General features: G+C 40.7%; 13 protein-coding genes and 1 tRNA gene. 9 read left to right on the plus strand and 5 right to left on the minus strand.

What is annotated here, in order from left to right:
- Positions 1-126: 126 nt before the first annotated feature.
- The 4 genes from buk to D0T49_RS12245 all read left to right on the plus strand — a co-directional run bounded on the left by buk (position 127) and on the right by D0T49_RS12245 (position 2,807).
- Positions 127-1,191: a butyrate kinase gene (gene buk, locus D0T49_RS12230; RefSeq protein ID WP_203583480.1), complete on the plus strand. Its 1,065-nt coding sequence runs from the start codon at positions 127-129 to the stop codon at positions 1,189-1,191.
- A gap of 154 nt (positions 1,192-1,345) precedes the next feature.
- Positions 1,346-1,419, plus strand: a tRNA-Arg gene (locus D0T49_RS12235).
- Positions 1,420-1,555: 136 nt separating this feature from the next.
- Positions 1,556-2,422 carry an NmrA family NAD(P)-binding protein gene (locus tag D0T49_RS12240; RefSeq protein WP_163632007.1) on the plus strand — a complete coding sequence of 289 codons (867 nt, stop codon included), beginning with the start codon at positions 1,556-1,558 and terminating at the stop codon, positions 2,420-2,422.
- A gap of 19 nt (positions 2,423-2,441) precedes the next feature.
- Positions 2,442-2,807 (plus strand): DUF4180 domain-containing protein, encoded by a 366-nt coding sequence (locus D0T49_RS12245; RefSeq protein ID WP_239057072.1) that lies wholly within the window; start codon positions 2,442-2,444, stop codon positions 2,805-2,807.
- Positions 2,808-3,030: 223 nt separating this feature from the next.
- Here the strand turns inward: D0T49_RS12245 and D0T49_RS12250 are convergent, their stop codons facing one another.
- Positions 3,031-3,426: a hypothetical protein gene (locus D0T49_RS12250; RefSeq protein ID WP_163632012.1), complete on the minus strand. Its 396-nt coding sequence runs from the start codon at positions 3,424-3,426 to the stop codon at positions 3,031-3,033.
- A 296-nt stretch (positions 3,427-3,722) separates the two neighbouring features.
- Complete coding sequence (locus D0T49_RS12255; protein ID WP_163632016.1) at positions 3,723-4,313, minus strand: hypothetical protein; 591 nt, start codon at positions 4,311-4,313, stop codon at positions 3,723-3,725.
- A gap of 395 nt (positions 4,314-4,708) precedes the next feature.
- Here D0T49_RS12255 and D0T49_RS12260 point away from each other — a divergent pair, with 395 nt between their 5' ends.
- Both D0T49_RS12260 and D0T49_RS12265 read left to right on the plus strand, forming a co-directional pair.
- A complete protein-coding gene (locus D0T49_RS12260) occupies positions 4,709-5,125 on the plus strand; it encodes a hypothetical protein (RefSeq protein WP_163632019.1) in 417 nt (138 codons plus the stop codon).
- A gap of 87 nt (positions 5,126-5,212) precedes the next feature.
- On the plus strand, positions 5,213-5,767 hold the full coding sequence (locus D0T49_RS12265) for a hypothetical protein (RefSeq protein ID WP_163632023.1): 555 nt from the start codon (positions 5,213-5,215) through the stop codon (positions 5,765-5,767).
- A 169-nt stretch (positions 5,768-5,936) separates the two neighbouring features.
- Here the strand turns inward: D0T49_RS12265 and D0T49_RS12270 are convergent, their stop codons facing one another.
- Positions 5,937-7,343 carry a phage portal protein gene (locus D0T49_RS12270; protein WP_163632026.1) on the minus strand — a complete coding sequence of 469 codons (1,407 nt, stop codon included), beginning with the start codon at positions 7,341-7,343 and terminating at the stop codon, positions 5,937-5,939.
- A gap of 15 nt (positions 7,344-7,358) precedes the next feature.
- On the opposite strand from D0T49_RS12270, the gene D0T49_RS12275 reads away from it, so the two are divergent.
- Entirely contained in the window at positions 7,359-7,583 is a 225-nt protein-coding gene (locus D0T49_RS12275; RefSeq protein ID WP_163632033.1) for a hypothetical protein, read from the plus strand.
- 219 nt (positions 7,584-7,802) lie between these two features.
- On the opposite strand, the gene D0T49_RS12280 is transcribed toward D0T49_RS12275, so the two are convergent.
- Together D0T49_RS12280 and D0T49_RS12285 are read right to left on the minus strand one after the other, a co-directional pair.
- Positions 7,803-9,230, minus strand: a complete 1,428-nt coding sequence (locus D0T49_RS12280) for a phage terminase large subunit (RefSeq protein WP_163632036.1) — start codon at positions 9,228-9,230, stop codon at positions 7,803-7,805.
- Positions 9,214-9,804, minus strand: a complete 591-nt coding sequence (locus tag D0T49_RS12285; protein WP_163632039.1) for a terminase small subunit — start codon at positions 9,802-9,804, stop codon at positions 9,214-9,216. Before D0T49_RS12285 ends, D0T49_RS12280 begins: the two co-directional genes overlap by 17 nt.
- Before the next feature lie 2,310 nt (positions 9,805-12,114).
- On the opposite strand from D0T49_RS12285, the gene D0T49_RS12295 reads away from it, so the two are divergent.
- Positions 12,115-12,873 (plus strand): hypothetical protein, encoded by a 759-nt coding sequence (locus D0T49_RS12295; protein ID WP_163632045.1) that lies wholly within the window; start codon positions 12,115-12,117, stop codon positions 12,871-12,873.
- A complete protein-coding gene (locus D0T49_RS12300; protein WP_163632048.1) occupies positions 12,870-13,904 on the plus strand; it encodes a hypothetical protein in 1,035 nt (344 codons plus the stop codon). The genes D0T49_RS12295 and D0T49_RS12300 overlap by 4 nt, the downstream gene beginning before the upstream one ends.
- Positions 13,905-14,131 lie beyond the last annotated feature (227 nt).

A 14,131-nucleotide genomic window follows, 5' to 3' on the forward strand; every position in this document is an offset into this window, starting at 1 on the left:
AAAAGATATATTCAAAACTATAATAGCTTCTTTGTGGAAAATTTAAACAACCTCTTAGTGACTGATTTTTTGTGGAAAGCATATAAATCATTTATATTTGCTGCATAATAATTTAATACCCTGTATATGTACAAAATAATATCAGTCAATCCGGGCTCTACTTCTACCAAACTGGCCTATTACGAGGACGAAACTCTTGTTTTTCAACACACTATCCGCCATTCGGCCGAAGAGCTGAAGCCGTATGAGAAAATCTTCGACCAATATGAATTTCGTAAAAATCTGATTCTGGACACGCTGAAAGAAAAAGGCGTAACGCTGTCGGAGATTTCGGCAGTAGTAGGTCGCGGAGGCTTGCTTCGTCCTATTGAGTCGGGGGTGTACGAGGTGAACGACAGGATGATTGCCGACCTGCGTTCGTCCATAGGGGGCGAGCATGCAAGCAATATGGGTGCTATGATAGCCCGCGAGATTGCCGGAACTATATCGGGATGCCGGGCGTTTATTGCCGACCCCATTGTGGTGGACGAGCTGCAAGATGTGGCACGTATAAGCGGATTGCCCGAAATACCCCGTCAGGCGGTTTTCCACGCACTGAACCATAAAGCCATTGCACGCAAATATGCGGCCGATAATGGTAAGAGATATGAGGATTTAAACTTGGTTATAGCCCATTTGGGAGGTGGTATTTCGGTAGCTGCGCACCAGTGTGGCAGGGTGGTGGATGTAAATCAGGCTATCGACGGCTATGGTGCTTTCTCGCCCGAACGTGCGGGTACGCTGGATGCAGGCGCGTTGATGCGGATGTGTTTCAGCGGTAAATATACGCAGTCCGAAATTCAGAAGATGCTTTGCGGTAAAGGTGGATTGATGGCGCACTTGGGCACTAATGAGGCGCATGTGGTGGAGCGTATGGCCAATGAGGGCGACCGGCATGCTAAACTTATTCTTGAAGCGATGGCGTACACAGTGGTGAAAGAAATTGGTGCGATGCACGCGGTGCTGGCCGCCACCACCGATGCTATTATCCTTACGGGAGGTATTGCCAACAATAAGTTTGTGGTAAGCTATATTGAGAGGTATGTGAGGAATCTGGCTCCGCTTGTGCTGTATCCGGGCGAAGACGAGATGGGCGCGCTTGCCCTGAGCGGGTTGCGTGTGCTGAGGGGAGAGATGGCTAAGGAATATTAATTTTGTTGAACTCGTATAACTATATAATTGCATAACTGTTTAGCTTACGATTGGTCAATTAAACATTTGAGCGATTAAGCGCAAAAAGCTTGCGATTTTGCAAAAAATACTGTATTTTTGCCCTCGCTTTGTAAAAAAACAAGCATAAAAGTGGGGTCCGGTAGCTCAGTTGGATAGAGCAACTGCCTTCTAAGCAGTAGGTCATGGGTTCGAATCCCGTCCGGATCACTTAGCGATATAAAAGCATCTGATGTCTTCAGATGCTTTTTTTGTATCAAGTAATAATGCACAGTATAAAGTTTTAAACTACAGTCGATATGTTTTATATTTGCAGCAATATTAACTGTATAAGCTAAATCGAAAAATGAATATATTAGTAACAGGGGCAACCGGAAATGTGGGTATTGAAACTATTAAAAGTTTGGTGGAGATAAATACAGCTGCTATTGTGTATGCCTGTGTAAGGAATCCGGAAAAAAGTGGTGTGTGTTTTGAGGGTTATCCTCCGGTGTCTTTAAGAAAGTTTGATTTTGACGATGCGGGCACTTATTCTACAGCTTTAGAGGGTGTGGATTTTCTTTTTCTGCTTCGTCCGCCACAGATTGCCGATGCTGAAAAGTATTTCCGTCCATTGATAAGTGTTGCAGCCAAAGAGGGGGTAAAAGGTATTGTGTTTTTGTCGGTTCAGGGTGCTGATGAAATGAGTTACGTACCGCATGCCAAGATAGAGAAGATAATTGTGGAAAGCGGGGTGCCTTACGTTTTTCTGCGGCCGTCTTATTTTATGCAGAATTTCACCACTACGCTGGCTGCCGATGTAAAAGAGGGAACTGTAAAGCTACCGGCAGGTAATGCCTTGTTCAACTGGGTGGATGTGGAAGATATCGGCAGAGTGGCAGCTACGGTGCTGACAAATTTCGACCAGTATAAAAATGGTGCTTATGATATTACCGGGAACGAAAATCTGTCGTTTGCCGAAGCGGTAAGCGTTGTAAACAACGCTACAGGTGCGGCTCTGAAGTACAAAAGTGTAAATCTGATTAAGTTCTGGAATCATAAAAAGAAACAGGGTACGTCAACGACCCAGATATTGGTAATGATTATGCTGCATTTTTTTCCCCGTTTCGGTAAGCAACCTAATATCTCTGAAAACGTAAGCAAAATAACAGGAAAACCGCCCGTTTCTTTACAAAAGTTTGCAGAAAAAAACGAGGGCTTTTTTAATAATTGAATGCATAAACAAGAAATAAATGATACGGTTTTATAAACTGGACGAGGAACGTAGCGTAATGCAAATATCGGGAGAGGCTTTGAGAGGCAAAATAAAATCTCAGGCCGATGTTATGGGCTTTTTTGGCGATTGCTATGGGCAGAATTGTATTGGAATGATAATTGACAAGGAGGTGTTTGACGACAGTTTTTTCGACCTGAAAACAGGGCTGGCGGGAGAGATTCTGCAAAAGTTTGCCACTTACCGGATGAAGCTGGCTATAGTGGGCGATTTTTCGGAAGTGGCGAGTAAGAGCCTCCGCGATTTTATAAGGGAAAGTAACCGGCAGAAGTTTATTAACTTTGTAGAGTCGGTCGAAAAAGCCATTGAAATTTTCGGGGCGTGAGGTGGTTAAAGTATTACGTTTGGATATATTAAGAAACTGTTTAAATTTACCATAAATAATACAATTATCTTTGAATCCCCTTTTTACAATAAATCATCATAATTTATTTTGCGAGCTAAATTTAAACAAATTCTGATACTCAAAAAGAAAAACGGATGCGGCAGAATATGACTTTCGATGTCATGCTCTGCCGCATCCGTTTTATTGTATAGTTTTGTTTTAATTACTCCAGTTCGAGGCGTAATACCCAATGGTGGTATGTGTAATCGTCCTCTACCCTTACGGCGTAAGCCTGTACAAGCTCCCAACCCATATCCTGCATATGGTTCATGGCGTCTGTCATAGTGCTGAAATTTATATTTCTGACGCTTTCGTTTTTCAGCCATTGCTCGCGGCTCCAAAAACTTTGGTTTTCGCCGAAATCAAAGCTAACCTTTGTTTTAATCTTTTTGAAGTAATAGGTGGTTTGCCCTATAAGCTGGCAATAACCATATTTCTTGGTTTGTACTTGAGTTTGTTGCGTACTCTGTGCTTCGGTTGCCGATTTGGGTTCGGGTTCAGCAGCATACATACTTACAAAAAACAATGACAAGAGGGCGAGCAGGGTAATTTTTTTCATGATATCAGCTTTTAAAGGGTTTTACATGTTGAGAATACAACAAAGATAATGCCGTTTGTCTGGATGTGCTTTGGAAATGTGTGCCGCTTTCGACTATTTACGGCTTAGTTGTTATCTTTCCTAAATCAGCTTTTAATCCTTCGTCCTTTCGGATTTCTAAATCCGCTATTAATTAATCACCGGGTTGCAAATCCGGTGTGACAGACTACGAAAAAATTAGGCGTTTAGCGGTAGGAACCCGTTAAACGCCCATAATAAATAATGTAAGAAGGAAAAATCAATTCCTTATTTTATTTTCAAAACTTAAACCCCACCTTTATATCAATAGCTTTAAACATTTCCGACCGGTTTTCTACATCCCAGTTAGAAGAACTTGTTCCTAGATTGTAGGTGTATACATAGTCGAAGTGCTGCAAATTGAATCCTACTAAGGCATAAATGGAACTTTTTTCATTCAGCTTAAAGTCGACACCAAAATTTGGCTGCAACATAAAGCCGGGAGCATGCTTCAGATACGAGTTTAAATCGATAGTATACCCCACATTCAACGAAACAAACGGCGATATATCCCCATTAGTAAAGTTTGCCTTTATTTGTGCAAAAATAGGTACTAAAAGAGCTGTAGCCCGTGTTTCGTCAATAGTTCCATACCGGTTCTTATTCACGTAGGTTATCGCGTTAGAGTAACCTATACCCACTCCAACACCAGTGTAAAGATAGTCGCTGAACCGATAGCCATTTATCATCGACAGATTGATAGTGTTGTTGTTGTACTCACCTACGCCGATAGCATAACCCAGCTCAATCGATTTTTCGTAGCCTTTCTTTTGCGCACTTAAAAATAAAGAAGGGAGAAGCAATAATAAAATAAGTAATGTCTTTTTCATATTTTTACTTTTTGGTTTGTATAGAATGCAAATATATCACATGTAAATCATATAGAGAATATGAAAATCAAATATATATTTAAAAAGTCATTTATTTAACGTTTATAATGGAGGGTTAGATTGATAATATTAATAAAATACAAAAATCACTTATTTTTAAAATATTCAAGTTGCAGTTTTTTTATTTCACTATTACAATTTTTGGCGTATAAGCCAAAGTGTTATTAGTCGGAGTGTCTGTTGTTGTTTTTTTACTAAATTGTGATTTTAGGAATCAGACAAATGGAGTTATAAAATAATTGTTAAAAAAATTATGTGCTCATGAAGTCTCTTTTTGCTTCCTCAGTCCATTTTATATATTTTTGATGACATTATAATTTAAAAAAAGCATTATTATGAAAAAAGTATTACTAATTACATTGCTTGTTATCCCTATTTTATTTACAAACTGCAAAGAAGAGCCGGAAAAAGATTTTACTACTATCGTAGGACACACCTATGTGGCTAATTATCAAAATTATTCGTATGCTGAAAAAAAAGAGTTAAATTTATTTTTAACATATAAATTTAACCAAGACGGCACAATAGCGTTCGAAGAACGTGTTGACTCTGAAACAGGCAGATTATATGAAAGCGGAAAAGGCTATTTCGAATATAATCACCCCACTTTGAAACTTAAAGTTCAAAGTATTTGTGATGAGTGTTTCAATAATTTTACGGCAAAAGTTAGTACTGACAAAAAAGAGTTTTCTTATCAGATTTATCTTTTAAGTGCCAATAAAAGTATAACACTTAATTTTAAAGCAAAATAGGGATGCCTTGGAAATGTTCTCTGTTTCCTATTTTTTTACAGACTGTATTATTTATAACTATATATAATCTTTATTGTTAACATTATCATGAAAAAAACATTATTAATTGGTGTTTTATTCCTTATTTCAGCCTTTTATATTAAGGCTCAATTAACATTGACACCTGACGGATTTAAAAGCACAGAAGATTCGACTAAAGAGTTTCTTGTTTATACCTTTGAAAATCAGTCGCAAGAAAAGTTGTATAAATCTACATTGAAATTTCTTAATACTGTTTACAATACTCCATTGTTTGTATTATCTACTGTAGATAATGAAACGATAACTATCAGTGCAAAATCGGAGGTTGGAGAAGGAAAAATGGGAAACAACACTTATGTAAATGTATTTAAATACAATTACAGTTTTTCAATAATGTTTAAGGAGAATCGAATTAGAATTGATTTACCCTTTTTTTCATTTGAACGAAGCAGTAACGGAAGGAGTTTAGTCCTTAGTGATGGAGCTGGGCCATATAGAGCGAGTATTTTCAATAAAAAAGGGAAAGTAACAATGGAAAGTGCAAAAGAAAAAATGGAAAATGATATGAACGCTATCATTAATGGTATCATAAAATCTATAAATAGTAGCGATGATTGGTAAAATTAAATACTAAGAATTATTTTGTAAACAAGACAAGAGAGGCAACATAGCCTCTCTTGTCTTGTTTATATTATTACCTTTATTTCATCGGATTTCTTAGCAAAGTCAAACACTGGTGCAAGTTTAACGTAGCGTACTTGTGCTGAGAAAGTAAAGTTAGCAGACGATACTAACTTAGAGCTTCCTCTTGGGGAAAATTGGAGGGGCCTACCACATTTATCCTGTTCAACTCCTGTGTGGGGTCGGTGATGTAGGGATTGAGTTCGATGGCAGTCTCGCGGCTCATAAGGCCGTCGGAGTAAAGTTTTACGATGTTGTTTATCGCTTCGGTGATGTCGTCGCCAAAAGGCTCTTGAAATTCGTGCCCTATCACGAGGCGTTCGCATTCGGCTTTGAGGCTTACATCGAGCACGTTGCCTATAATGGCTTTGCATAGTGAGCCGATGCGGTCGAGCAGTTCGTCGTGGGTTTCCTTACGCTTCTGCGCCTTGATGTCGGCAAGCACCATCATCTGTTTCAGGGCTTTGCCCGATACGTTCGAGAGCGATTTCATATTGTCGAAGTCGATGTTCGGCGTGAAGGTTTTGGATAATATGTGGTTTTGCAGCCAGCGTATTTCGTTTTCTTTCGATACGGGTTCGCTATCCCACGTAACGAGTCCGGCAGCTTTCTTAATATCGTCCACGCCGCTTGCTATAAGCACCTTAGCCTCTTCTTTCTTATCGGGCATATTGCGGATAACGTCGGCGGCAAGCACTAGCGTAGGGTCGGCAAAGTAGTCGTTGGTATCGGCAGTGCGCGAGCCTACAAATTCTTCACGTTCAATCATAGCTTCTACACCGTGCCATTCTTTCTCCTGCTGAAAGAGGATAACGGGAATTTTGCCCACAAGGTTTTCTTCCGGCTGTACGTCCCAGCCCAACGGCGTTTTCTTGCATCGGTATATGGTGTGCGGGGTAAAAATATCGAAATGATAAACGTTTTTGTTGCCTTCTACGAGGTAATACCCCCACCCGATGTGGTTGATATTATCGTACTGGTCCCAGCTTACACGTATATCGTCGCCCTTGCTGCGGGCAAGCACGCGTATCTGGCAATCGGGTTTACCCTCGCCGTTGCGAAACACACGGAAAAGCATGGCGCTCTGTGTTTCCGAGCCTGCCAAACGTTTGCACTGGCGTATTTTGGAATCGAAGCGGGTGCTCTTTATCAGGTTGGTAAACGCGCGGAAGGCTTGGGTGGTATCGTCCGACTGCTGCAGCCACTTCACCGGACGCCCGTACATGAATACGAGGGCTATCTCGTTGATATACGACTGGTAAGGGATGGGTAGTTTCCAGCGTTTTTCTACGCGTTGTACCCGTCCGTCCTTGTCTTTCACCAGCTTGTCGCGGCGGTTCATAATGGCGTGCAAAGCAGGGTTGTACTCGCGTATGGCTTCGTCTGCCCACTCATCGCAACTGCTCATGCTGTTGATAATTTTACTGATGTTGCCTGCTTCAAGCAGTTCTTCGAAATTCTGGTTGCGTCGCTCAGGACGACTGATGAGATTGAGAAATGAATTGAATAGTTTCATTTTGAAATAAAAATTATGGTTAGTAAATGGGGAGAAAAAATCGGAAATCAGAATGAGGAAAAAGGTGAAAGGGAAAAGTATAAAGTTGCCGCTGTCTCATCGGATTTCTTGGCAAGCCAAGCGAACAAGTTCGAGCGGCAATCCGATGATATACTAATAGCGGATTTTAAATCCGCAGATAATAGCTTTCGGATTGCAAATCCGAAAGGACAGAGGCCGCTATACGGAAATAATAATTAAACATTAATAACTAATAATTAATGTCCCCGTGTCTTGGTGTCTCCGTGTTTAAAAAGAATGATAATTAAACATTAATAACTAATAATTAATGTCCCCGTGTCTTGGTGTCTCCGTGTTTAAAAAGAATGATAATTAAACATTAATAATTAACAATTAACCCCGTGTCTCCGTGTTTGAAAATGTCATCATGTGCTGACTTCTGATTTCTGACTCCTGAACTTATAATCCAAAATAGCCTTTGTCGAGGCAGTGGGGTATTTCCATATCGGCAAAGTCGAAATAGCACCGCATCAGCAGTACGTCGCGCCAGTCGGGCGAGTGTCCTATGTCGGCTTTTATCTGCTCTTTGGGTTTTAGCTTCAGCTTGCCGTCCGAGTCCGTGTCCCATGCCTGTAGCTGTTGCAGTTCGGTTATTAAGTTTTCCCTTTCCTCTGTGCTTACTTGGGCTTCTATTGCTATGCGGCTTGCATTGATATGTTCGGCAAGGCGGTATCCGCATTGCGTTTGCAGGTTGTGGTAATTTTCGCCGCCTATGGGTCGGGCGTTGTTGGTGAATCCGGTGATGCGGCAGTTGTCTACCACTCCGCCGCCTACTCCGTCTTCGTCGGCTATGGTGCGGTAGCGGGGTACGTTGTGCTTCAGGCGCAGGGCTGTTATGGCTTCTTGTATCTGCGTGGTGCGCGAGATGTCGAAGCATAGTTGCTCTATCACTACATAGCCATCCCACACCAGTATGCGTGCCTTGTCGGACCCGAAACGTGCTACGTCGGCCGTGATGTATTTCACACCCGTGCGGTGTGCAAGGTCATTCGTAAATATAGCCGCGATGGCATCGTAAGTACATAGTGCATTGGGACTGTCGTCGTACTCCCAGTTGCCACGTAGCAAGCGTTCTTTTTTCACCTTATCGGAGGCTGATTGTAACTGGCTGATGTAGCTGCTTTCGATGAACGGGTTTTCCTGTACAAGGCAAGGCAGGTAGATGCGATGCGGGGGCAATACGCCTTCTTTAGCTGGTTTGTAAAAAGCGGCGTACATCCAGTTTTTCTTTGGGTTGCAGGATATGAATAGCTTGGGAAGGATGCCGTAACGGTCGTTCAGATGGCGCCCTACGCGGGTTTTCAGCGTGTCATACGCTCCAAAATTTACTTCGCCGCCCTCTTCTATCCATCCTCCGGTGTATTCGGTAGAGCCGTAACGCTCGTAAAGCGGGTCGCTGGGCAAGTATCGCAAGTCAAGCAAATCAATGCGTGAGCCGTTGGCGAATTGTATATAATGGTCTTGCCCGTTGTACCTGAAATCTTTATTGCGGTTGATGCCGTAGTGCGCACATACTTTGAAAAATGTGAGCAGGGTGGATTCGCGCAGTCGCTTGAGCGATTCACGTCCGATAAACCATTTTGTGCCGGGGTAGGTAAGGCACATAAAAGCGAGCCACGTGCATCCTGTCCACGACTTGGCTCCTCCGGCTGCTCCTCCGTAAAGAAACTCGGTGTGTTCCCCGTCGGTAAGTATACGCAGGGCTTCTTCTTGTTTAAAGTGTTTTCTGCCGTTGTGCTCAACGATGAAACCGAACGAGCGGCGCGAGAAAAGCTCGGTGCGGATGGCTACGGGCGAAATGGGGTTGTTGTTAGTCGTTTTGTACACTTGCTTTGTTTATAATGGCGTGATACGTTTCGAGGTCGGTAGTGCTGAGGCGCGAGAGGTCGAAAGTGGCTGGTATAAGCTCAGTGCTGTCCATACCGGCTGATTCTTTTTTGATGGGGGTGTCATAACCCATCATTTTGCAGAGGCGTTCTATAGCCCATGTTTTGGCATAGAGCTTTAGCTCCGTGCCGCTTTTGCTTTGTTTTACGCTTTCGATAGCCCGTAGCTGTTTGGCGGTAAGAGCGGAGGGGTTTTTCACAGTCACCGTATCTCCGTCGAAATGCAGATAATCGGTTATGCGGGCGTCGAGCATGGCTTCAAGCTCGTCCAGTATGCGCTCACGGCTGAAACGTGAATCGTCGCGTAATTCGCCCCGTAGTTGTGTTACAGCCTGTGTTATATTCGGTTGTTTGAGCAACTGGCTTGCTTTGTTGCGCACGTAGGAGGGGTTGAGCCCTGAGCAGTTGTAAGCCTTTCGGTAGGCTTCGGACGCATTGCCGCTTTCGATGTAGTATTGGCAAAATCGTTCCTGCTTGATGGTGAGGGGTTTGAGAGGGTCGTTCTTCTCGGTCATAATAAAAAAAGAATTAGAAGAAGTTAAAGAAGATAGGGAAATAAAAGAAGTTAGGATGAAGTCATGAGGAGTAAAAGAGGTACTGCCTAACTATTAACTTGTAGCTCGTAGCTGATAACTTACAGCTAAGTTATTCAAATATAATAAAAATTATGCAGATTTGAAAGTATTTCGGGGAGAAAGTTTAGTGGGGAGGTGATAAAATTTATACGACTTTTTCTTGCAAAGCCATATTTTTATAGGGTAAGCGCATCAATATTACATTTTAAACACCAAATTCATCAGATATTGTTCTTTCGTTCTACGGTCTTCAAGTCTCTCACTTTGAGAGAGGGATTTAGGGAGAGTTACCGTATCCTCATTTTTATTCTTTTGTCCTCGAGCCGGACAGGCTTTTACTTTTTCCAACCTCACCCCTACCCCCTCTCCTTGAGGAGAGGGGAAAAGTGCTGCGTTACGCTAAATTTCTTAACGCTCACCAGCTGAGGCGGAAAGATTAGCTATGGCTACCAAAGAAGGAAGTAGTAAATCAGTATATTTTAATGCGGTTGCCCTTATATTTTCATAGTAAGCAGGTATCAGGTTGGGGCTTGTCCCTCTAACACCGGCAGCGAAAAAAAAGACTTAAAAATATGTTTTTTACGAATATTTTTTGTATATTTGGATAATATAGGTTACGCCTTAGCAGAACTCAAGCAGGCTTGGCTTTCACTATATTTTTGATAGATGCGGACAATCCGTCACACCTAAGCGCATCTTGTAAGAAATCACAAAGAACACATTTCGGACTGGTGTAGTTTTTACCCAAAGTTAGCATTACGGCATACCTAAAGCTGTATTGTGTCAATACCGGCTTTTTCTTCCTGCTCTCCAAAAAGATAATTCCCGCACATATAAAAAACCAATCTTATTTATAAATTTTAAAAATGAAATCGTTATGTTAGAAATTACAACCACCGACAAGTCTATTAAGATAGTGAAAAATGGTGCTTTTGTCAACTGCAAACAAATAGGTGCTTTGAGCTATGGTATAAGCACAAATAAACTCTTCATTTACGAGACAGGAAGTATTCAGGAAATAGCTTCGGAAGATTTCAGTAAAGAAATCCTACTTAATGGAGAGCAACTTACCGCCGAAAACGCAGAAGAAAAGTTAGAAGTACTTTTTCGTAAAGGAGGGTCGTCTCCTTCAACAACGCAATTTGCTGATATAGAAGGACAGCCCGAAGATAATGAGGCGTTGAAAGAGGTGCTGGATGATAAAGCCAATATCTATGAAACTCCTAAATATGTGAGTTTCTCTGAAATAAAAGTAGGAGATAACCTCGCGGGTAAGACATTAATATTTGATACAACCAGTGTTCCTACATTAACCGCGATGATTTCTGACCCTGGTGAAGTATTTGCAGGTAATGTATTTGGAATGCAGTTTTATAAAGATGGAGAAAATAACATATTCTTCGTTATCTATGACAACCCAGACACCTCAGTAATTGCCTGTAAGGGTGATGTTTGTACTCCTTTTACTGCCAGTGATTCACTTGTTTTGTTAAAGAATTATAAGTGGATGTATGACAAAATTACTTTTGTTGGTGAAGCTCCTGTGATTGTAACCAATAACCGTACTGGAGTAGCGGATATTTTCGGTTATAATTCAGAATGGACTTTCGAAAATGCCTTTCTTGAAGATAAAGATTCTAAGATTAAAATAGATGTAAAAGACAATTACGAAGCACTACAAAATAAAGCTGACATTTACAAGAAACCTGTATTTGTCAACTTATCTGAAATAAAAGTAGGAGATGATTTGTCGGGAAAAACTTTAGTGTTCGATAAATCCAAAAATGTTCCAGGTATTGAGGATTCTTGGGGTGGGATTCTGCTTAGGTTTGAAAATGAAACGAATTTAATGGCCCAAACTTTAAACGTATCTGAACCAAGAGTCACAGCTGTAGAGCATATGAGTGAAAATGGCCCTGTTAGATTTTGTGAAGATTATGAGGGGTATACTAATTGGATGATGGATTCTTTTACTCTACCTGAGGGTAGTATCGTTAGTTTCATTGACTTTTCATACAATCCAAATTTTGTTGATGCTACTACTTATGAAAGTGACGAAACAACAGACGTAGATTGTGAATATAACTATAAAAAGATAGAGGCATTAAGTGGAGAAAGTGTAAAATTCAACCAAGATAATAATATCGAATTAAGGGAAAAAACAAAGATTCTTGGTAAAAATGAAGATTCTACTGAATATGAATTATTAGGATTAGCGGNGTAATTTCTTTAGAAGATATAACAGTAGGAATGAACTTGAGAGGATTGACTGTTACTTTTGATACTTCCAAGATTCCTTCTTTTTCAACAACAGATGGAATATTAGAGTATGAAGATGTAGGTAATCCATTAGGTGGTCCGTATATACTTTGTGATAAAAACGGTGCAATTGTTATTATAGACGGAGCAGATGGTTCTTATGGTGCGCAGGTTATCTATAACGCTTCTGATTGGGAATATTCATCTTTTACTTTCCTTGATTCAGAAGATAGAATCGTAAAATCTAATAGTCTAAAAGATGGTTTATCTTCTGATTCTTCGTGGACGTTTAAAGATACTTCTATAGAATATCAAAATATATTTGACCAAGTAGAGGTAGGTTCAGAGCATGTGCATTTAAATCTGAATACTAACGATGACCCCGAATTTGGTACTGACATAACAGTTGACACGCCTAATGGAAAAGAACGGATAGCCTATAAAGGCAAAATCATCACGGATTTACCCGTCGAAATAACATCGGAGGCTTCATGGAATAACGCTTCTCTTTATACTTCGGGCGACTGTGAGATAACCTTAACTGATGCTATCCCCGTAGGAGGTAAATTTGATTTGACGAAATATGCCGAAGGAATTGTGACTGTAAAAACGGCTGAAGGATTAACCCTTAACCGTGAGCACCCCTTTATTATTATTCCGGACATAGACCAGGCTATTGCCATCGTCAGGGTAAGTGATACAGACTTTTCAGTTATCGGTATATACGAATATCAACAGGAGACATTATGAGCAGAATCGGAGTAATAGCATCGCAAAAGCGGTTTAAACCATCGGATTTATCAGGATTAATCCATTGGAGTGATTTTTCACGGAAGAATAATCAATCTGCTGACAGAGATAGAGCAACCGACCTAAGCGGAAGCGGAACCGACCTTGCGCTCAATGGCTTTGCCTTTAGTCAAATGAGTGGATACAATGGTTATTTGGAAAACTTCAACACGTTTGGAAATGGGCGTCCCGATTACATAGAATTTCTCGAAAAAACAGATAGCCTATTAAAATACCGTCCTTATAAAACAGGTGCCATCAATACCTACCAAATAGGCGGCCGTACCTCTATCAACTTTAAAGCAAGGGTTACCGGACTGGATGCCAACAGGGATGCAGTATTGAATTTAGTTATATATTATCGTACTCCGGATGGTGATTTTTTTAATATCACGGAGGATGGTACTTATGAGTTCAATCTGTCGGCCGAAGCAACAGGAGGTACTTACTGTCGGATAAATACAAATTTCTCCTTAAAAGAAGGCCACACCGCCGACGAAATAACCCCTATTACCATCGAACAGATACCCGAATATCCCGGAGCATTGGTATTTGACGGGATAGACGACTATTTGCTTTCCGGTATAATGCCTGATGTAGACGATTACACTATTATAGCTAAACGGCGGTATTATGGTAGCCCTATAGAAGAAGCCTTTGGTACGGTAACTTGGGGAGGCTACATATCTATATTTGAGTGGGGGCGAATATCCCCTGTTAGAGATATGCGGTGCACCTCTTTCTCTTCAAGCACAACGGGGATTAGCAAAGCGGTGATGCCCGAATTGATCAGCTGGCAAACAAGCGACCGGTACAATGGCATTAATATCACAAAAGGGTCTTTACAGCTAACAAATACAAAATTAAATGTGGGGGTGTTTACGGGCTATAGCGTATTCTCAAAAATGGCTCTTTACGACCTGATTATCTACAACCGTACTTTATCTCAGGCGGAAATAGACAAAGTAGTAAAATATTTAAAGAGTAAATAGTTAGTAGTTACAAGAATTAATAATTAAACATTAAACATTAAACATTAAACATTAAACATTAAACATTAAACATTAAACATTAAACATTAATAATTATTTTATATGAAATACATTATTATCCAAACAAAAGAATTGGAAGAAAGAAGCATTGATACTTCAAAATTCAGAAAGTCATTAAACGGGCAAAAATGCCTTGTGCATAAAGAGTTTATCGAAATGCTGAATAT

The organism is Paludibacter sp. 221 (assembly GCF_010501035.1).
Lineage (GTDB): Bacteria > Bacteroidota > Bacteroidia > Bacteroidales > Paludibacteraceae > QVMH01.